Below are 18,561 nucleotides of genomic sequence, written 5' to 3' on the forward strand. Positions count from 1 at the left end.
AGAAAAGACCTGGTGCTAAGTAGAAGCGTCCGCAGCCTTCTGCTGGCCCCATAGTTAGCCGCAGACACGGTTAACCGGAAGTGGACACCAGGTATCAAATGAGAGGACGGAAGTCATGAAGAGAGAAGAGCAGTTAAGCCACACGCATGCGGCCATCTTGAAGGCAGCCCGGGAACAGTTCTTGTCCCAAGGATACCAAGCCACATCGACCAGAGATATTGCCAAGGAGGTTGGCATTACCCAGCCAGCCCTTTACCATCATTTCAGTGATAAGGAAGTTATCTTCTTAGAGGTGATCAAGACGGTCGGTGAGGAGGTCCGGCAGGGCATTCTCGCGGTTAATGACGAACTGGCGACAGTTGACCAGCCAGACCCAGTTGCCGCCTTAACGGAGGTGACAGAGGTCCTGACGGGGGTGCATCCACGCGACGTCTTCACGGTGATCCACAGTAGCTTCCGGTTCTTGAAACCAGAGAACAAGCGCCAGCTGGGGATGGTCTTCATGCAAGACTACCTGACGCCCTTACAACAGTTCTTTGAACTGGGCGTGGTCACGTTACAACCGGACGTTGAGCCCAAAGACGCGGCTTCTTTCTATTTGACTAGTCTGAGTCCACTGTTCAACACGTTCCACCACGTCGGCCCAACCGATGCCTCGCAACATGAGCAGACGCTGGCCCTGGTTCGCTTGATTTTATTTGGCGTTGCCGTTAAATAATGAGTGTTCCTTATTGACATTTAGCGATAGATTTAGTACTATATCATTTGTATGCAACTGTGAACTGAAATTGAACGCGCCGATATATTGTCCGGTAGCGTCCATTATAAGAAGCCAAAAGCAAGCAACTTGTTTGTTTTTGGATTTTTTTTGCCAAAAAACCGGGTGTAGATGCATTTGTAATCAAAATGTAACATTCGGTTTGGCCGGTCACAGAATAAATAGGAGAGGTGAACAACTTGGCAGGACACTTAGTGAAATACGGGAAACACCGTACGCGCCGTAGCTATTCGCGAATCAAGGAAGTCCTTGATTTACCTAACTTGATTGAAATTCAAACCAATTCCTACAACTGGTTCCTCGACGAAGGTTTGCGCGATATGTTCGACGACATCATGCCAATCGAAGATTTTCAAGGAAACCTTTCGTTAGAGTTTGTTGATTATCAATTACTTGAACCCAAATATACTGTGGATGAAGCACGGGAGCACGATGCCAACTATTCAGCACCACTGCACGTGACTTTACGTTTAACCAACCACGAAACGGGCGAAATCAAATCACAAGACGTCTTCTTTGGTGACTTCCCATTAATGACAGCCCAAGGGACTTTCATTATTAACGGGGCAGAACGGGTTATTGTTTCTCAATTAGTCCGCTCACCAGGGGTTTACTTCAATGAAGATACTGACAAGAACGGCCGGACCGTCTTCGGTGCCACGGTCATTCCTAACCGGGGTGCCTGGTTAGAATTCGAAACCGACGCGAAGAACGTTTCTTACGTCCGGATCGACCGGACGCGGAAGATTCCAATGACCGAATTAGTTCGGGCCTTAGGATTCGGTTCCGATGATGAAATCTTGGATATTTTAGGGGATAATGAAAGTCTTTCCCAAACCTTGGAAAAGGATATCCACAAGAACACCGACGATTCCCGTGTCGAAGAGTCCTTAAAGGACATCTACGAACGCCTACGCCCAGGTGAACCTAAGACGGCTGACTCTTCACGGAGCTTGCTGACCGCACGGTTCTTTGATCCTAAGCGTTACGACATGGCTCCCGTTGGTCGTTACAAGACGAACAAGAAGCTGAGCTTAAAGACCCGTCTGTTGGGCCTGACTTTAGCCGAAACGTTGGCCGACCCTGATACCGGTGAAATCATCGCGCAAAAGGGAACGGTCGTTGACAAGGACGTTATGAAGACGCTGGCCCCATTCTTGGATCAAGACGATTTCAAGATGGTCACCTTCCAACCTTCAGACGAAGCCGTTGTCACTGAACCCCTTAAATTACAAATCATTAAGGTGCAATCACCTGATGACCCTGAACAAGAAGTCCCTGTTATTGGGAACGGCAACATTGATATCAAGCTGAAGCACATTCGCCCAGCCGACATCATTGCTTCCATGAACTACTTCTTCGACCTGCAAATTGGGATTGGGAACACCGATGATATTGACCACTTGGGTAACCGGCGGATTCGTTCCGTGGGTGAACTCCTGCAAAACCAATTCCGGATCGGTTTATCCCGGATGGAACGGGTTGTGCGTGAACGGATGTCTATTCAAGATGCTGCGACGGTAACGCCACAACAATTGATCAACATTCGCCCAGTTGTGGCTTCTATCAAGGAATTCTTTGGTTCCTCACAACTGTCTCAATTCATGGATCAGACCAACCCACTGGGTGAATTAACCCATAAGCGGCGTCTGTCCGCCCTTGGGCCTGGTGGTTTGACCCGTGACCGTGCCGGTTATGAAGTCCGGGACGTGCACTACACCCACTACGGTCGGATGTGCCCAATTGAAACCCCTGAAGGTCCTAACATTGGTTTGATCAACAGTCTTTCCAGTTATGCCCGGGTTAACAAGTATGGGTTCATCGAAACGCCATACCGTCGTGTTTCATGGGATACGCATAAGGTTACCGACAAGATCGATTACCTGACTGCTGATGAAGAAGATAACTACGTTGTGGCCCAAGCCAACACGCCGTTAAACGATGATGGTTCATTTGACACGGAAACGATTATGGCCCGTGACGAAGATAATAACATCGAAACTTCTGCTGACCGGATTGACTACATGGATGTTTCGCCTAAGCAAGTTGTTGCCGTGGCCACTGCATGTATTCCTTTCTTGGAAAACGATGACTCCAACCGTGCCTTGATGGGTGCCAACATGCAACGGCAAGCTGTGCCATTGCTGGACCCACATGCGCCATTAGTTGGGACTGGTATCGAATACAAGGCTGCCCATGACTCCGGTGTTGCTTTAATTAGTCAACACGAAGGAACTGTTGAATACGTTGATGCTCGTGAAATCCGAGTTCGGCGTGAAGACGGTGCTTTGGACACCTACAAGCTGATGAAGTTCCGCCGGTCAAACGGTGGGAAGAACTACAACCAACGTCCAATCGTTAAGGTTGGCGATCACGTCGACAACGACGAAATCTTGGCTGATGGTCCTTCAATGGAAAATGGGGAATTAGCCTTAGGCCAAAACCCATTAGTTGCCTTCATGACTTGGCAAGGGTACAACTTCGAAGATGCCATCGGGATCAACGAACGGTTGGTTCGCGATGATGTTTACACGTCGATTCATATTGAAGAATACGAATCAGAAGCACGTGACACGAAGCTTGGACCTGAAGAAATGACTCGCGAAATCCCTAACGTTGGTGAAGACGCCTTGAAGAACTTGGACGAAGACGGCATTATCCGGATTGGTGCTGAAGTTCAAGACGGCGACATCTTAGTGGGTAAGGTAACACCTAAGGGTGTCACTGAATTATCCGCTGAAGAACGTTTGCTCCATGCCATCTTTGGTGAAAAGGCCCGTGAAGTACGGGATACTTCTCTTAAGGTGCCACATGGTGGTGGCGGGATCATCCAGGATGTTAAGATCTTCACGCGTGAAAACGGTGACGAACTTTCTCCTGGTGTTAACATGATGGTTCGGGTCTACATCGCGCAAAAGCGGAAGATCCAAGTTGGTGACAAGATGTCTGGTCGTCATGGTAACAAGGGGACTGTTTCAGTCGTTATCCCTGAAGAAGATATGCCATACATGCCAGATGGTACGCCAATCGACATCATGCTGAGTCCCATGGGTGTGCCTTCCCGGATGAACATCGGGCAAGTGCTCGAATTGCATTTGGGGATGGCCGCTCGTAAGTTAGGGATTCACGTCGCAACGCCTGTCTTTGATGGTGCGCGTGATACTGATATCGCTGACGCTATCAAGGAAGCTGGGATGGCTTCTGATGCCAAGACCGTCTTATACGATGGCCGGACTGGTGAACCATTTGATAAGCGGGTTGCCGTTGGTGTCATGAACTACCTGAAGTTGGCCCACATGGTCGACGACAAGATGCACGCCCGTTCCATCGGACCTTACTCACTGGTTACGCAACAACCACTTGGTGGTAAAGCGCAATTTGGTGGCCAACGGTTTGGTGAAATGGAAGTTTGGGCTTTGGAAGCTTATGGTGCCGCTTATACGTTACAAGAAATCTTAACGTACAAGTCTGATGACGTGGTTGGACGGGTTAAGACCTACGAAGCCATTGTTAAGGGCGATCCAATTCCTAAGCCTGGTGTCCCTGAATCATTCCGTGTTCTGGTCAAGGAATTACAATCCTTGGGTCTGGACATGAAGGTCTTAAACGGGAACAACGAAGAAATTGAACTCCGCGATATGGACGACGATGACGATGATGTTGTGAACGTTGATGCTTTGAGCAAATATGCTCAACAGCAAGAAGAACAGCGGAAAGCCGCTGCACAGACCGGTGATAGCAAGGCTGCATCAACATCAACAAAAAATGAAAGTCAACCGAACACGCAAGACTAATTAATAAGGGAGGTCGCTTCTTTGGTCGATGTCAATAAGTTCGAAAGCATGCAGATCGGGCTGGCTTCACCTGATAAGATCCGTAGCTGGTCTTACGGGGAAGTCAAGAAGCCTGAAACCATCAACTACCGGACATTAAAGCCTGAAAAAGATGGGCTGTTCGACGAGCGGATTTTCGGTCCTACCAAGGACTGGGAATGTGCCTGTGGGAAATACAAACGGATCCGTTACAAGGGTGTCGTTTGTGACCGTTGTGGGGTTGAAGTTACCCGTTCTAAGGTTCGTCGTGAACGGATGGGCCATATCGAATTGGCTGCTCCTGTAACCCACATCTGGTACTTCAAGGGTATTCCAAGTCGGATGGGCTTGGTCCTGGACATGAGTCCTCGTGCGCTTGAAGAAATCATCTACTTTGCCTCATACGTTGTCCTGGATCCAGGTAACACGCCACTCGAAAAGAAGCAATTGCTTTCCGAACGTGATTACCGCGACAAGCTCGTTGAATACGGGCGTGACGCTTTCAAGGCCGAAATGGGTGCTGAAGCTATCAAGAAGTTATTGATGGCCGTAGATCTTGATAAAGAAGTCACTGAATTAAAAGAAGAATTGAAGGAAGCTACTGGTCAGAAGCGGACGCGTGCCGTTCGTCGTCTGGACATTCTGGAAGCCTTCGTTACTTCAGGTAACCGTCCGGAGTGGATGGTAATGGATGCTATTCCGGTAATCCCACCTGATCTTCGTCCAATGGTACAACTCGAAGGTGGCCGTTTCGCGACGTCTGACCTGAACGACTTGTACCGGCGGGTTATCAACCGGAACAGCCGGTTGAAGCGTTTGCTGGACTTAAATGCACCTGGAATCATCGTTCAAAACGAAAAGCGGATGCTCCAAGAAGCCGTTGACGCCTTGATCGATAACGGTCGTCGTGGCCGTCCAGTGGCTGGTCCTGGTAACCGTCCATTGAAGTCTCTTTCACACATGTTGAAAGGGAAGCAAGGACGTTTCCGTCAAAACTTGTTAGGGAAGCGGGTTGACTACTCTGGTCGTTCCGTTATTGACGTAGGTCCTTCCCTCAAGTTCAACCAAATGGGTCTGCCAGTGCCAATGGCTTTGGAATTATTCCGGCCATTCATCATGAAGGAATTGGTTGCCCGTGGGTTGGCTTCAAACATTAAGAACGCTAAGCGCCAAATCGACCGTGAAGATGACGATGTCTTTAACGTTTTGGAAGACGTCATCAAGGAACACCCTGTTCTGTTGAACCGGGCCCCTACGCTTCACCGTTTGGGGATTCAAGCGTTCGAACCAGTCTTGGTTAGTGGTAAAGCTATGCGTCTTCACCCATTGGCTTGTGAAGCTTACAACGCCGATTTCGATGGGGACCAAATGGCCATTCACGTGCCGTTATCTGACGAAGCACAAGCTGAAGCACGTTTGCTGATGTTAGCTGCTCACCATATCCTGGCTCCTGCCAGTGGTAAACCAGTTGTTGCGCCTTCTCAAGATATGGTTATCGGGAACTACTACCTGACCATGGAAGAAGATAACCGTGAAGGGGAAGGTATGATCTTTACCGACCTCAACGAAGCTGTTTTGGCTTACCGGAACGGTTTGGTTCACTGGCACAGTCGTGTTGGTGTTCAGGTTTCTTCCATGCCAGACAAGCCATTTACTGACGAACAACGCAGCAAGATTATGGTGACGACCGTTGGAAAGTTGATCTTCAACAACATCCTGCCTAAGTCATTCCCATACTTGAACGAACCAACTAGCACGAACTTGAATGGTGCCGTTCCAGATAAGTACTTCTTGGAACCTGGTGAAGACATTCATGATTACCTGCAAAATGCAGAAATCATTGGACCATTCAAGAAGGGCTTCTTGTCCGACATCATTGCTGCCGTTTACCAACAATACAAGGTTACGGCTACTTCAGAATTGCTTGACCGGATCAAGGACTTGGGTTACAACGAATCAACTAAGTCTGGCCTGACGGTTGGGATGGTCGATGTTACCGACTTGAAAGAAAAGCCAGAAATCATCGATGCTGCCCACAAGCAGGTTGCCACGGTCACGAAGCAATTCCGTCGTGGGTTGATTACGGATCACGAACGTTACGAACGGGTTATTGGTATCTGGAACGATGCCAAGGATGACATTCAAAACGCCTTGATTCACAGTTTCGACCAACAGAACCCTATCTTTATGATGAGTGATTCTGGTGCCCGGGGGAACATTTCTAACTTTACGCAGCTTGCCGGTATGCGTGGTCTGATGGCCGCACCTAGTGGTGACATCATGGAGCTGCCTATCACGTCTAACTTCCGTGAAGGCCTGTCTGTGATGGAAATGTTTATCTCGACCCATGGGGCTCGTAAAGGGATGACCGATACGGCCCTCAAGACTGCCAACTCAGGTTACCTGACTCGGCGGTTGGTCGATGTTGCCCAAGACGTTATCATTCGGGAAAAGGATTGTGGGACTGACCGTGGTTTGAAGATTCGTGCCATCACTGATGGAAACGAAATGATCGAACCATTGTACGACCGGATCTTAGGGCGTTACACCCAAAAGACCGTCTACGATCCAAAGACTGGGGACGTTATCGTTCCTAAGAACCAAATGATCGTTGAAGACACAGCACAAAAGATCGTTGATGCTGGTGTTGAAGAAGTTACCATTCGTTCCGCCTTTACTTGCAACACTGAACATGGTGTCTGCGAACATTGTTACGGCCGGAACATGGCTACTGGTGACGAAGTTGAAGTTGGTGAAGCTGTCGGGACTGTTGCCGCACAATCTATCGGTGAACCTGGTACCCAGCTGACCATGCGTAACTTCCATACCGGTGGTGTTGCCGGGAACGAAGACATTACCCAAGGGCTTCCTCGTGTTCAAGAATTATTCGAATCTCGGAACCCTAAAGGTAAAGCTGAGATTACCGAAGTTACTGGGACGGTTGAATCAATCGAAGAAAACCCAGCTGAACGGACCAAAGAAATCACCATTAAGGGTGAAGCCGATACGCGGAGTTACACGTTACCGATCACTGCCCGCATGCGGGTTACTGAAGGCGACTTTATCCACCGTGGTTCTGCATTGAACTATGGGTCTGTTGATCCTAAGGAAATGCTGCGGGTTCGCGATGTCTTATCAACTGAAACTTACATCTTAGGTGAAGTTCAACGTGTTTACCGGATGCAAGGTGTTGCTATCAGTGATAAGCATGTGGAAATCATGGTTCGTCAGATGTTACGGAAGGTCCGCATCATGGACCCAGGTGACACTGATGTCTTACCTGGTACTTTGATGGATATTCAAGACTTCCGTCGCGCTAACTACCAGACGTTGATCGATGGTGGCATTGCTGCTACCGCACGTCCAGTTATCTTGGGGATTACCAAGGCTGCTCTGGAAACGAACAGTTTCTTGTCAGCCGCATCCTTCCAGGAAACGACGCGTGTCTTGACCGATGCAGCTATTCGGGGCAAGAACGATCCACTGGTTGGTTTGAAGGAAAACGTTATTATTGGGAAGATTATTCCTGCCGGGACTGGGATGCCAGATTACCGTCAGATCAAGCCCAAAGAAGTTGGCGGTACGTCAACCGAAGGCGTCTACTCTATCAGCGACTTAGAAAAACAAATGCAAGAAGACTCACAGGCTTAGTGACAACTAGGCAACGTGGTCGGGGGCTCGTCAGTGATGGCGGGCCCTTTTTGTGTTGAAATGATGTTTGCGTTGTGTTCGCGTTAACGCGCTTCTGACCACAACCACCAACAAACTGCACTGAAGGCTAGGTAGGGGAGAAAGGCGATGCGACGAGACACGTTTCGTTGTAAAAGGGCCAACGTGCTGGCCAATAAAATCCAGCGGGCAGTCGCAGTCATTCCCCAGAGTAGGAGGTAGCTGAGCATCATTTCGCAATCGCCGTCGCCAAGCAAGGGTTGTCGCCAACACGGCCACAGCAGTCGGATGCTTAGTGCGGTGATTAAGGTCAGTAGTATGGTGAGTGGCGTGTGTCCCCAAAGAACGAAGGGCAGGGTCGCGTAACTGATCCAGCCGGGAAAAGTTTGGGTTCGTGCGTCGCAGAGTGCGGCGAAGGCCCAGAGCCCTAACCAAATTAAGTGTGTGCCCGTAGTCGGGTGTAGCGTCGTTAACAGGAGGCCAACGGTGACTTCCATGATGAACGTCGTTGCGGGGATTGCTGTGTGACAGTAATGACATCGTCCGCGAAGTAGCAGGTAACTGAACACGGGCACCAGTTGCCAGTGTGCCAGGGGTGTTTGGCAGGTGTCGCAATGAGAAGCGGGGTAGTAGGGGGACGCATTTGTGGCGTATCGGTCCGCCATGGCCGTTAGCCAGGAGCCGATACAAGTGCCGTAAATGAACAGAATAATTGTCATGAAAGTTTCACCTCTATAGGTTAACTCCGTAAAAAATGCCGAAATGTTTCTGCAAAATTCTGCCATGCCTGGTTGACAGGGGTTTTCTGGCATGGTATTCTATTCAAGGTGCTTTTCGCAGACAGGTCTCGGGTATTCATTACCGGACATGCTGACTGACGGCGGGGAGGACACTTCAATTAAATCTCCACATGGGTCGTCTTTTTTCTTTGCAGGAAAATGAACCACCTGGATGTGTGGACTTAAAACTCTAGAAAGAATACGGAAAGGAGGACTATTTAGATGCCTACTATCAACCAATTGGTGCGTAAAGGTCGTAAATCTAAAAGTTCTAAATCAGATGCCCCAGCTTTAAACTACGGGTATAACAGTTTCAAAAAAGCTCAAGTTAAGAATCCAGCTCCACAAAAGCGTGGGGTTGCTACTCGTGTCGGTACCATGACACCAAAGAAGCCTAACTCTGCTTTACGTAAATATGCACGTGTGCGGTTGTCAAACTTAATTGAAGTGACTGCTTACATTCCTGGTATTGGTCACAACCTTCAAGAACATAGTGTTGTGCTTATCCGGGGCGGCCGGGTTAAGGATTTACCTGGGGTTCGTTACCACATTATCCGTGGTGCCCTCGATACTGCCGGTGTTACTGACCGTCGTCAAGGTCGTTCTAAGTACGGTACCAAGAAGCCTAAGGACTAGACCGAGACTACTAGATATAATAAGGGTTAGGCGCACGGTTGCCGTCGACTAACCTGTAACAGCATTTCAAGGAGGATATTATCAATGCCTAGAAAAGGAAACGTACAAAAGCGTGAAGTCCTTCCTGATCCAATTTACAATTCAAAGTTGGTCACTCGTCTGATCAACCATACGATGATGGATGGGAAACGTGGAACTTCAACTAAAATCATTTATGGTGCCTTCGACATCATTAAGAACGAAACTGGTAACGATCCAGTGGAAGTCTTCGAAGAAGCAATGAAGAACGTTATGCCAGTCTTGGAAGTTAAGGCTCGGCGTGTTGGTGGGTCAAACTACCAAGTTCCTATCGAAGTTCGGCCAGACCGTCGGACGACGTTAGGTCTTCGTTGGATGGTTCAGTACTCTCGTTTACGTGGCGAACACACGATGGTTGAACGTCTTGCTCGTGAAATCATGGACGCTGCTAACAACACCGGTGCTGCCGTTAAGAAGCGTGAAGACACCCACCGGATGGCAGATGCCAACCGTGCCTTCGCTCACTACCGCTGGTAAGAGCAGCTATCGCACTGCTTTGCTTGTAGTGTGATAAAATGTTAAAAGCAATGTGTCCTGAGGACTACTTGCTGCTAACTTAAGGGAGTAATCCTTTAATCCAGAGGTGGCTACTAAAATCAATTGCGATGTTAGTAGTCACTTTTTGGCACAATCTACGATCAATTTTGAGAGGAGTTACACATTAATCATGGCTAATACTCGTGAATTTCCGCTTGAGAAGACTCGTAACATCGGTATCATGGCTCATATTGATGCCGGGAAGACGACGACTACTGAGCGTATCCTGTATTATACTGGTAAAATCCATAAGATTGGTGAAACCCATGATGGGGCTTCACAAATGGACTGGATGGAACAAGAACAAGAACGGGGTATTACGATCACTTCTGCCGCTACTACTGCGGAATGGAAGGGTCACCGGATTAACATCATTGACACCCCAGGACACGTTGACTTCACTGTTGAAGTTGAACGTTCCCTGCGTGTGCTTGATGGTGCCGTAGCCGTCTTAGACGGTCAAGCCGGTGTTGAACCTCAAACCGAAACTGTTTGGCGTCAAGCCTCAGATTTCGATGTTCCCCGTATCGTGTTCGTTAACAAGATGGATAAGCTGGGTGCCGATTTCGACTTCTCAGTTAACTCTATCCACGAACGCTTACAAGCGAACGCCTTAGCCTTACAAATGGCTATTGGTGCTGAAGATGACTTTGCCGGTGTCGTAGACTTGATCGAAATGAAAGCCTACGTTTACGACAAGGATACCTTAGGTGCCGACTGGGATACTGTTGATATTCCAGACGACATGAAGGAAGAAGCCCAAAAGCGTCATGAAGCTATGATCGAAAGCGTCGCTGATGTTGACGATGAAATCATGGAAAAGTACCTTGAAGGTGAAGAAATCACCAAGGCCGAACTGAAGGCCGCTATCCGTCGGGCAACGTTGAAGCTGGAATTATTCCCAGTCTTCGCCGGTTCTGCCTTCAAGGATAAAGGTGTTCAAATGTTGATGGATGCCGTTGTGGACTACTTACCATCCCCATTGGATGTTAAGCCTTACAACGCCACTGTTCCTGATACTGAAGAAGCCGTTGAATTACGTGCCGATGACGATGCGCCATTCGCTGCCTTAGCATTTAAGGTTGCCACTGACCCATTCGTTGGTCGTTTGACTTACATCCGGGTTTACTCCGGTACTCTGGAAGCTGGTTCTTACGTCTTAAACGCGACGAAGGACAAGCGTGAACGTGTTGGTCGTTTGCTGCAAATGCATTCAAATCACCGTCAAGAAATTCCAGAAGTCTTCTCCGGTGATATCGCTGGGGCCATCGGTTTGAAGAACACCACTACTGGTGATTCTTTGACTGACCCAGATCACCCACTTCACTTGGAATCAATGGACTTCCCTGAACCAGTTATTCAGGTTGCCATTGAACCTAAGACGAAGGCTGACCAAGCCAAGATGAACGTTGCTCTTCAAAAGCTTTCTGAAGAAGACCCAACTTTAAAGGCTGAAACGAACCCTGAAACTGGTGAAACTTTACTTGCCGGGATGGGTGAACTTGCTTTGGATATCATCATCGATCGGATGAAGCGTGAATTCAAGGTTGAAGCTAACATTGGTGCCCCACAAGTTGCCTACCGTGAAGCCTTCACGAAGTCAACTAAGGTCCAAGGTAAGTTTGTTCGCCAATCTGGTGGTAAAGGTCAATATGGTGACGTTTGGATCGAATTCAGTCCTAACGAACGTGGTAAGGGTTACGAATTCGAAGACGCTATCGTTGGTGGGGTTGTTCCTCGTGAATTTATCCCTTCAGTTGACCAAGGTCTGAAAGAAGCCATGGCAAACGGTGTCTTAGCCGGTTACCCATTGGTTGACGTTAAGGCCAAGTTATACGATGGTAGTTACCATGAAGTCGATTCTAGTGAAGCAGCCTTCAAGGTTGCCGCATCATTGGCTTTACGGAAGGCTGTCCAAACTGCCGGCCCTGTTATTCTTGAACCAATCATGAAGGTTGATATCTTGGTTCCTGAAGAATACATGGGTGATATCATGGGCCAAGTTACCGCTCGTCGTGGTAAGGTTGATGGTATGGAAGCACGTGGTAACGCACAAATGATTCATTCATTCGTTCCGTTAGCTGAAATGTTTGGTTACGCTACGACGTTACGTTCTGCATCTCAAGGTCGTGGTACCTTTACCATGACGTTTGATCACTACGAACCAACGCCTAAGAGTGTTCAAGCTGACATTATCAAGAAGAATGGCGGCACTCCAGTCGAAGACTAGTCTGTCCTCACTCTTTAATAAAGAAACGTCTGACCTCCGGGTTGGGCGTTTTTTTTATGGAAAAATCCGACCCACATCCGACAACTCATCGTCACAGAACGTGGTGTCTTGCGTTATAATAATCTGTGCGTGCCTTGAGGGCAGTAAGCACCTAATAACTGACCGTCTATGATTGGTGGTAAATCCACGATATGATAACCTCATCAAATAAATTGGTGAGGTTTTTATTATGGAAAAACAAGACATCGTTCAAGTCCGAATGCCACGTGAGGCTGCCGGAACAACGCCAGTTGTTCCCAGCCGGGCAATTCAGTTGAAAATTGGTAAGAACAAATCAGTAATCATCTACAATAAAGCCAATGGTTACATCGTTGATGCTGTTCTTAAGGCGGTGTTCAATGATGCTCATTGACCCGTCTAAAATTAATCAGGTCTATATTGTCTGTGGGAAAACCGACTTACGTCGTGGTATTGATGGCTTGGCAGCTGTTGTACAGGAACAATTTGAGCTAGATCCATACAATCAGGCTCTTTACCTGTTTTGTGGTACCAGAAAGGACCGCTTCAAGGCTCTTTATTGGGACGGTGATGGATTCCTCCTTTTGTATAAACGGCTAGAAAACGGTCGACTTCAGTGGCCGACCAATCAAAATGCCGTTCGTCGCCTTAACTTTAGACAGTTCAAACTCTTACTAAGTGGGTGGTCGCTTGACGCGACTGTCCACAAAGTCAGGACACCTCGGCACGTAAACGTCGCCACGGAAAGATAGCTATTCATTTCCAGAAGGCTATGGTAAACTCAAAAGAAATCGATACAGAATGGGTGGGATTGCCAATGACTGCGGAACAGGAACAAATCGCCATGTTAACCGCAAAGGTAAAAGAACAGGCTGAAATTATCGATTACCTAACGAGAAAAATGTTCGGCCAAAAGTCAGAGCAGGTCGATCCTAATCAGTTATCACTTCTGGAAGAAGATGACCGTGTTTTTACCGAGCCAGAGCAAACTGGCCAAGAAAACCAAACAGATCAAGTACAGTCAACGAAAAAGCGTAAAAAGACGCGGCAAGAAGTCTTAAGCCGTGATTTACCTGTAAAGATTACTTTCGTTGATGTCGAAGACAAGCTGTGTCCGCACGGACACAGCTTAGTTTTAGTGGGCGAAAAATTTGTTCGCGAACAACTATACTTCCAGCCAGCAAAGTTGTACCGTGAAGAAATTCACGCTCATACATATAAATGCGTCGATTGTGAGAGCATTGATGGCCTCGCTCATTTGATACAAGCACAAGTTTCAAATCCAGTGATTCCTCACAGCCTTGGTTCGGCTTCGGTAATTGCGGAAATTATCCATCAAAAGTACGAGCAAGGCGTTCCCCTTTACCGACAGATAAAAGATTGGCAACGCCTGGGAGTCAACCTATCTGAGACAACACTGGCCAATTGGATGATCAAGTCTGGGAAATTGATGAGGCCACTTTATGAGCTGATTAGAAAAACATTGATGGCACAGAGCTGTCTACAAGGCGATGAGACACCCATTCAGGTTCTGCGAGAACCTGGAAAGAAAGCCAGCTCCAAGTCTTACATGTGGGTAGCAAGGTCGGTTCGGAAGTCTCCGATTCAAGCAGTGTTATATGCGTATGGTAGTACTCGTTCAGGGACCTTTGCCCAAGACCTCTACCGAGGTTTTAGGGGTACTTTCCAATGTGATGGGTATTCTGGCTATAACAGTTTAGGAGACTCGGTCACTCGAATTGGCTGTTTCGCCCATGTTCGGCGGAAGTTCTATGACGCAGCAAACGTTAAGGGAAGAATTCAAATGAGTCGTCCCTTAAAGCTACTGGACAAAATGTTTGCGCTTGAACGGGAATGGCAACACTTCTCTCCACGTTCTAGGAAGCGTCGGCGACGCGGCAAATTGCGAGGCCTGCTTAATAAATTCTGGAGATGGATTGATCAGGCAGATGAGCTGCCAAAAAGTCAGCTTGGCAAAGCAATTACCTATGCCCAAAATCAGCGAGCCACATTGAATAAGATTATTGAGCACGGTGAGTTTGATTTCAGTAACAACGCCGCTGAACGTAATATGAAGAGTCTAGTGATTGGCCGAAAAAACTGGCTGTTCAGCACTAGTCCAGCTGGAGCAAAGGCTACAGCTATTTGGATGACTTTGATTGAATCGGCCAAAACAAATGGTGTTAATCCACGAGACTACATCCTTTATCTTTTAGAAAATATTCCCCAACTGCCGGCATTCGCGAAGGAATCTGAGCTAGTAGCTTATTTACCATGGAATTTTACACAGCGACCGGCTGGCCGCTACGAATTAAACACGATAGCCGCTTAAGACATGGAAAGAAGATGGCGTCCTCAAAAACCGAGGACGCCATCTTCTTTTTAGTCTGTATTTCAATACGGTCAGTTATTAGGTGCTTACTGAGGGCAACGCGGACCTAGAGTATTGGAGAGTGAGTTATGGAAGAGTTATTCGAACGCGCTCCGATTCCACGGGCGTATTTTAAGCTGGCCTTACCGGTCGTTCTTGCGATGGTCGCCAGCATGATTTACAATTTGGCCGACACGTTCTTCGTTTCGCAAACCCAGAACACCAATTTAGTGGCAGGTGTCGCGCTGTGTACGCCATTATTTTCCTTACTAATTGCCTTAGGCGACATCTTCGGCTTAGGCGGGAGTTCATTAATTTCACGGTTGCTGGGTGAGAAGGCCTATGCAACCAGCAGTCGCGTTAGCAGTTTCTGTCTGTATGGTGCGGTGGTCATCGGTCTAGTGACAACAGTGGTCTTATTAGTCTTTAGGCGACCCATTTTACAGTTGTTAGGGGCGACCACGGCAACGTACGCGTATGCCAAACAGTTTTACAGCATCATGGCGATTGGTGCGATGCCCATCATTGTCTCCATTGTTCCGGGTAACCTGATTCGCACGGAAGGGTTCGCTACTCAGTCCATGATTGGGACGATGGTCGGAACCGTTATTACGATTATACTGGATCCGCTTCTGATCTTTCCGCTGGGAATGGGGGCAGCTGGGGCAGCGCTAGCGACGGTTATCGGCTACACGATATCCGCCGTCGTTCTGGTTGGACTAACCAAACGTTATTGTCAGGTCATCTCAATCGATGTGAAGCAGAGTCGAATTAACAGTGGACTGATACGTCAGGTCCTGTTTATCGGCATTCCAGGATCAATCACGAACCTCATGCAGGCATTTGGGACCACTATTTTAAATCGGTACCTGGTGGACTACGGGCCAACACGTGTGGCCGCGATGGGGATTGTCCTTAAGGTGTATATGATTGTGATGTTGGTGATGGTCGGCTTTGCTTTTGGGGCGCAGCCATTGATTGGTTATACGTTCGGTGCCAAAAACATGGCGCGGTTCAAAAAAATCTTACACTTTGATCTCATGGTGGAAGTCGTCTATGCGCTAGTGCTGGCAATCATCCTAATGGTCTTTGCACCACAAATTATTGGTCTGTTCCTTCATAATACTGCGGTGGTTACTGCAGGGACGTATATGCTGCGGGCATTCTTGCTAACGACGCCGTTTGTTGGGGCAATCCTAGTGTATACAACGGTGTTCCAGAGCACGGGGAAGGCGAGTGGTGCCTTCATCATGTCGATTGCGCGGCAGGGGGTCGTGTTCTACCTGGCCATTGTCATTGGAGCGCACGTCGCTGGCTACCATGGCGTCATCTGGGCGCAACCGATTGCTGACGTTCTAACCTGTGTCATTGGGTGGGGGTTAGCAAGATACCTATTTAATAGAAGAAACCGGGATTGACTCCAAATTAACTGAACTGACCCCTAACTTTGAAATTGATTTGGATCAAGCTGTCAATGTTTTTTACAAAAAGATTTGAGAAATTCTGTTAAAACCCTTGTCAGTCGGCGTTTTATTTAGTATGATAGTCAAGTGCTGTATTTCCCCGAGCATTTTTATGCCCTGGGGGTTCGGTTCAAAAGCTTAAGCGATGATGTGGGAGATTGCGACACGCCCGGCCGCTTTGCCATGAGGGCGTAGCGGGAATTTCCACGGAGTTAGTCTTATTTTTAAAATAGACGAAGGAGGGAACACAATGGCAAAACAAAAAATTCGGATTCGGTTGAAGGCATACGAACATCGCATCCTTGACCAATCAGCGGACAAGATTGTTGAAACAGCAAAGAGAACTGGTGCCGGCATCTCAGGTCCAATTCCTTTACCAACTGAACGGACGATCTACACCGTATTACGTTCACCACATAAGTTTAAGGACTCACGTGAACAATTCGAAATGCGGACGCACAAGCGTCTGATTGATATCGTTAACCCAACGCCAAAGACGGTCGACTCATTAATGAAGCTTGACCTGCCTAGCGGTGTTGATATCGAAATCAAGTTATAATTTCCAAAGCAAGTAAATTAATACAATATAATCGGAGGTGTACTCATGACCACTAAAGGAATCTTAGGGAAAAAGGTCGGGATGACGCAAGTCTTCACTGATGCTGGCGAATTAATCCCCGTTACTGTTGTCGAAGCAACGCCAAACGTTGTGTTACAAGTTAAGACGATGGAAAACGACGGTTACGAAGCCATTCAACTTGGTTACCAAGACAAGCGTGAAGTACTCAGCAACAAGCCCGAACAAGGTCATGTAGCAAAAGCAAACACGACTCCTAAGCGCTTCATTCGTGAATTCAGAGATGTTGAGCTGGGAGATTACAAGGTAGCAGACGAAGTTAAAGTTGATACCTTCCAAGCAGGAGACATCGTTGATGTCACTGGTATCACTAAAGGTCATGGATACCAAGGTAACATTCACAAAGACGGTCAAAGCCGTGGCCCTATGGCCCATGGTTCTCGTTACCACCGTCGTCCAGGTTCTCTGGGTGCCATCATTAACCGGGTATTCCCTGGTATGAAGCTTCCAGGTCGGATGGGTAACAAACAAGTTACTATCCAAAACCTTGTGATTGTTAAAGCTGACGTTGATAACAACGTTCTGTTGATCAAGGGTAATGTGCCTGGTGCTAACAAGTCACTCGTTACTGTTAAGAGTGCTGTTCGCCCACCACGCCCTAAGCAATCTGAAAAATAAATAGGAAGGGAGGATAATTAAATGACAAGCGTAGCATTATACAAACAAGATGGTAGCCAAAACGGCAACGTTGATTTGAACGCTGATATCTTCGGCATCGAACCTAACGAAAACGTCGTATTCGACACGATTTTGATGCAACGAGCTTCCATGCGCCAAGGAACCCACGCCGTTAAAAACCGGAGTGCCGTTCGTGGTGGTGGTAAGAAGCCATGGCGTCAAAAGGGTACTGGTCGTGCCCGTCAAGGTTCCATCCGTTCCCCACAATGGGTCGGTGGTGGTGTGGTCTTTGGACCAACCCCTCGTTCATACAGTTACCGCCTTCCTAAGAAGGTTGGCCGTTTAGCATTGAAGTCAGTTCTTTCACAAAAGGTTCTTGACGAAAGCTTAGTCGTTCTTGATGGCTTAGCATTCGACGCACCTAAGACGAAAGAATTCGCTGCAGTGTTGGCTGGTTTGAATGTCACTACTAAGACGTTGGTTGTCCTTGAAGACGACAACGTAACTGCTGCTTTAGCAGCCCGTAACTTAGCAAACGTTAAGGTTATTCCAGCCAAGAGCTTGAATGTCCTTGATATCGCTGATGCGGACAAGTTAGTGATTACCCAACCAGCTCTTTCTCAAGTAGAGGAGGTGCTCGCATAATGGAATCACGTGACATTATCTTACGCCCAGTTGTTACCGAAGCTACGATGGCAACTATGGACGACAAGCGTTACACCTTTGACGTTGACGTACGAGCAACCAAGACTCAAGTCAAGCATGCCGTAGAAGACATCTTTGACGTCAAGGTTGTTAAAGTCAACATCATGAATTTGAAAGGTAAGAAGAAGCGTCAAGGACGTTACGAAGGCTACACTAAGAAGCGTCGTAAGGCCATTGTCAGCTTATCTGCCGATTCAAAAGAAATCAAGTTATTCAACGAAGAATAAAAT

Annotated in this window: 15 protein-coding genes; 14 read left to right on the forward strand and 1 reads right to left on the reverse strand. The window is 47.7% G+C overall.

Going from position 1 to position 18,561, the window contains the following annotated elements:
* The first annotated feature begins 115 nt into the window (after nt 1–115).
* The 3 genes from ACEPST_RS10045 to rpoC all read left to right on the forward strand — a co-directional run bounded on the left by ACEPST_RS10045 (nt 116) and on the right by rpoC (nt 8,241).
* Nucleotides 116–718 carry a TetR/AcrR family transcriptional regulator gene (locus tag ACEPST_RS10045; RefSeq protein WP_204121053.1) on the forward strand — a complete coding sequence of 201 codons (603 nt, stop codon included), beginning with the start codon at nt 116–118 and terminating at the stop codon, nt 716–718.
* A gap of 239 nt (nt 719–957) precedes the next feature.
* A complete protein-coding gene (locus ACEPST_RS10050; protein WP_204121052.1) occupies nt 958–4,572 on the forward strand; it encodes a DNA-directed RNA polymerase subunit beta in 3,615 nt (1,204 codons plus the stop codon).
* Nucleotides 4,573–4,593: 21 nt separating this feature from the next.
* On the forward strand, nt 4,594–8,241 hold the full coding sequence (gene rpoC, locus ACEPST_RS10055) for a DNA-directed RNA polymerase subunit beta' (protein WP_203646228.1): 3,648 nt from the start codon (nt 4,594–4,596) through the stop codon (nt 8,239–8,241).
* Nucleotides 8,242–8,324: 83 nt separating this feature from the next.
* Here rpoC and ACEPST_RS10060 read toward each other — a convergent pair whose 3' ends face one another.
* Nucleotides 8,325–8,978, reverse strand: a complete 654-nt coding sequence (locus ACEPST_RS10060) for a prepilin peptidase (RefSeq protein ID WP_204121050.1) — start codon at nt 8,976–8,978, stop codon at nt 8,325–8,327.
* A gap of 282 nt (nt 8,979–9,260) precedes the next feature.
* On the opposite strand from ACEPST_RS10060, the gene rpsL reads away from it, so the two are divergent.
* The 11 genes from rpsL to rplW all read left to right on the forward strand — a co-directional run bounded on the left by rpsL (nt 9,261) and on the right by rplW (nt 18,558).
* Nucleotides 9,261–9,674, forward strand: coding sequence for a 30S ribosomal protein S12 (gene rpsL, locus ACEPST_RS10065; RefSeq protein WP_125765160.1), 414 nt, complete (start codon nt 9,261–9,263; stop codon nt 9,672–9,674).
* A gap of 84 nt (nt 9,675–9,758) precedes the next feature.
* The gene (gene rpsG, locus ACEPST_RS10070; RefSeq protein WP_020090150.1) at nt 9,759–10,229 is read left to right on the forward strand and encodes a 30S ribosomal protein S7; all 471 of its coding nucleotides are present in this window, start codon (nt 9,759–9,761) and stop codon (nt 10,227–10,229) included.
* A gap of 190 nt (nt 10,230–10,419) precedes the next feature.
* A complete protein-coding gene (gene fusA / locus ACEPST_RS10075; RefSeq protein WP_204121049.1) occupies nt 10,420–12,519 on the forward strand; it encodes an elongation factor G in 2,100 nt (699 codons plus the stop codon).
* Nucleotides 12,520–12,748: 229 nt separating this feature from the next.
* Nucleotides 12,749–12,931 (forward strand): hypothetical protein, encoded by a 183-nt coding sequence (locus ACEPST_RS10080; protein ID WP_020089635.1) that lies wholly within the window; start codon nt 12,749–12,751, stop codon nt 12,929–12,931.
* A complete protein-coding gene (gene tnpB / locus ACEPST_RS10085; protein WP_020090538.1) occupies nt 12,921–13,289 on the forward strand; it encodes an IS66 family insertion sequence element accessory protein TnpB in 369 nt (122 codons plus the stop codon). Before ACEPST_RS10080 ends, tnpB begins: the two co-directional genes overlap by 11 nt.
* A 65-nt stretch (nt 13,290–13,354) precedes the next feature.
* The gene (gene tnpC / locus ACEPST_RS10090) at nt 13,355–14,869 is read left to right on the forward strand and encodes an IS66 family transposase (RefSeq protein WP_395409182.1); all 1,515 of its coding nucleotides are present in this window, start codon (nt 13,355–13,357) and stop codon (nt 14,867–14,869) included.
* A 128-nt stretch (nt 14,870–14,997) separates the two neighbouring features.
* Nucleotides 14,998–16,326 carry an MATE family efflux transporter gene (locus ACEPST_RS10095; RefSeq protein ID WP_204121048.1) on the forward strand — a complete coding sequence of 443 codons (1,329 nt, stop codon included), beginning with the start codon at nt 14,998–15,000 and terminating at the stop codon, nt 16,324–16,326.
* Nucleotides 16,327–16,621: 295 nt separating this feature from the next.
* Nucleotides 16,622–16,930, forward strand: a complete 309-nt coding sequence (gene rpsJ / locus ACEPST_RS10100; protein ID WP_011668500.1) for a 30S ribosomal protein S10 — start codon at nt 16,622–16,624, stop codon at nt 16,928–16,930.
* Between the two features lie 45 nt (nt 16,931–16,975).
* Nucleotides 16,976–17,626 (forward strand): 50S ribosomal protein L3, encoded by a 651-nt coding sequence (gene rplC / locus ACEPST_RS10105; protein ID WP_203646236.1) that lies wholly within the window; start codon nt 16,976–16,978, stop codon nt 17,624–17,626.
* Between the two features lie 21 nt (nt 17,627–17,647).
* Nucleotides 17,648–18,271: a 50S ribosomal protein L4 gene (rplD, locus tag ACEPST_RS10110; RefSeq protein ID WP_203646238.1), complete on the forward strand. Its 624-nt coding sequence runs from the start codon at nt 17,648–17,650 to the stop codon at nt 18,269–18,271.
* Entirely contained in the window at nt 18,271–18,558 is a 288-nt protein-coding gene (gene rplW / locus ACEPST_RS10115) for a 50S ribosomal protein L23 (protein WP_125574885.1), read from the forward strand. The genes rplD and rplW overlap by 1 nt, the downstream gene beginning before the upstream one ends.
* Nucleotides 18,559–18,561: the final 3 nt, after the last annotated feature.

The organism is Levilactobacillus sp. FUA 3915 (assembly GCF_044053135.1).
GTDB lineage: Bacteria > Bacillota > Bacilli > Lactobacillales > Lactobacillaceae > Levilactobacillus > Levilactobacillus lanxiensis.

Excerpts from the sequence above, each read along its gene's own strand:
- ACEPST_RS10045 (WP_204121053.1), top strand. The coding sequence starts at position 116 with ATGAAGAGAGAAGAGCAGTTAAGCCACACGCATGCGGCCATCTTGAAG.
- ACEPST_RS10060 (WP_204121050.1), bottom strand. The coding sequence starts at position 8,978 with ATGACAATTATTCTGTTCATTTACGGCACTTGTATCGGCTCCTGGCTA.
- rpsL (WP_125765160.1), top strand. The coding sequence starts at position 9,261 with ATGCCTACTATCAACCAATTGGTGCGTAAAGGTCGTAAATCTAAAAGT.
- rpsG (WP_020090150.1), top strand. The coding sequence starts at position 9,759 with ATGCCTAGAAAAGGAAACGTACAAAAGCGTGAAGTCCTTCCTGATCCA.
- fusA (WP_204121049.1), top strand. The coding sequence starts at position 10,420 with ATGGCTAATACTCGTGAATTTCCGCTTGAGAAGACTCGTAACATCGGT.
- ACEPST_RS10080 (WP_020089635.1), top strand. The coding sequence starts at position 12,749 with ATGGAAAAACAAGACATCGTTCAAGTCCGAATGCCACGTGAGGCTGCC.
- tnpB (WP_020090538.1), top strand. The coding sequence starts at position 12,921 with ATGCTCATTGACCCGTCTAAAATTAATCAGGTCTATATTGTCTGTGGG.
- tnpC (WP_395409182.1), top strand. The coding sequence starts at position 13,355 with ATGACTGCGGAACAGGAACAAATCGCCATGTTAACCGCAAAGGTAAAA.
- ACEPST_RS10095 (WP_204121048.1), top strand. The coding sequence starts at position 14,998 with ATGGAAGAGTTATTCGAACGCGCTCCGATTCCACGGGCGTATTTTAAG.
- rpsJ (WP_011668500.1), top strand. The coding sequence starts at position 16,622 with ATGGCAAAACAAAAAATTCGGATTCGGTTGAAGGCATACGAACATCGC.
- rplC (WP_203646236.1), top strand. The coding sequence starts at position 16,976 with ATGACCACTAAAGGAATCTTAGGGAAAAAGGTCGGGATGACGCAAGTC.
- rplD (WP_203646238.1), top strand. The coding sequence starts at position 17,648 with ATGACAAGCGTAGCATTATACAAACAAGATGGTAGCCAAAACGGCAAC.
- rplW (WP_125574885.1), top strand. The coding sequence starts at position 18,271 with ATGGAATCACGTGACATTATCTTACGCCCAGTTGTTACCGAAGCTACG.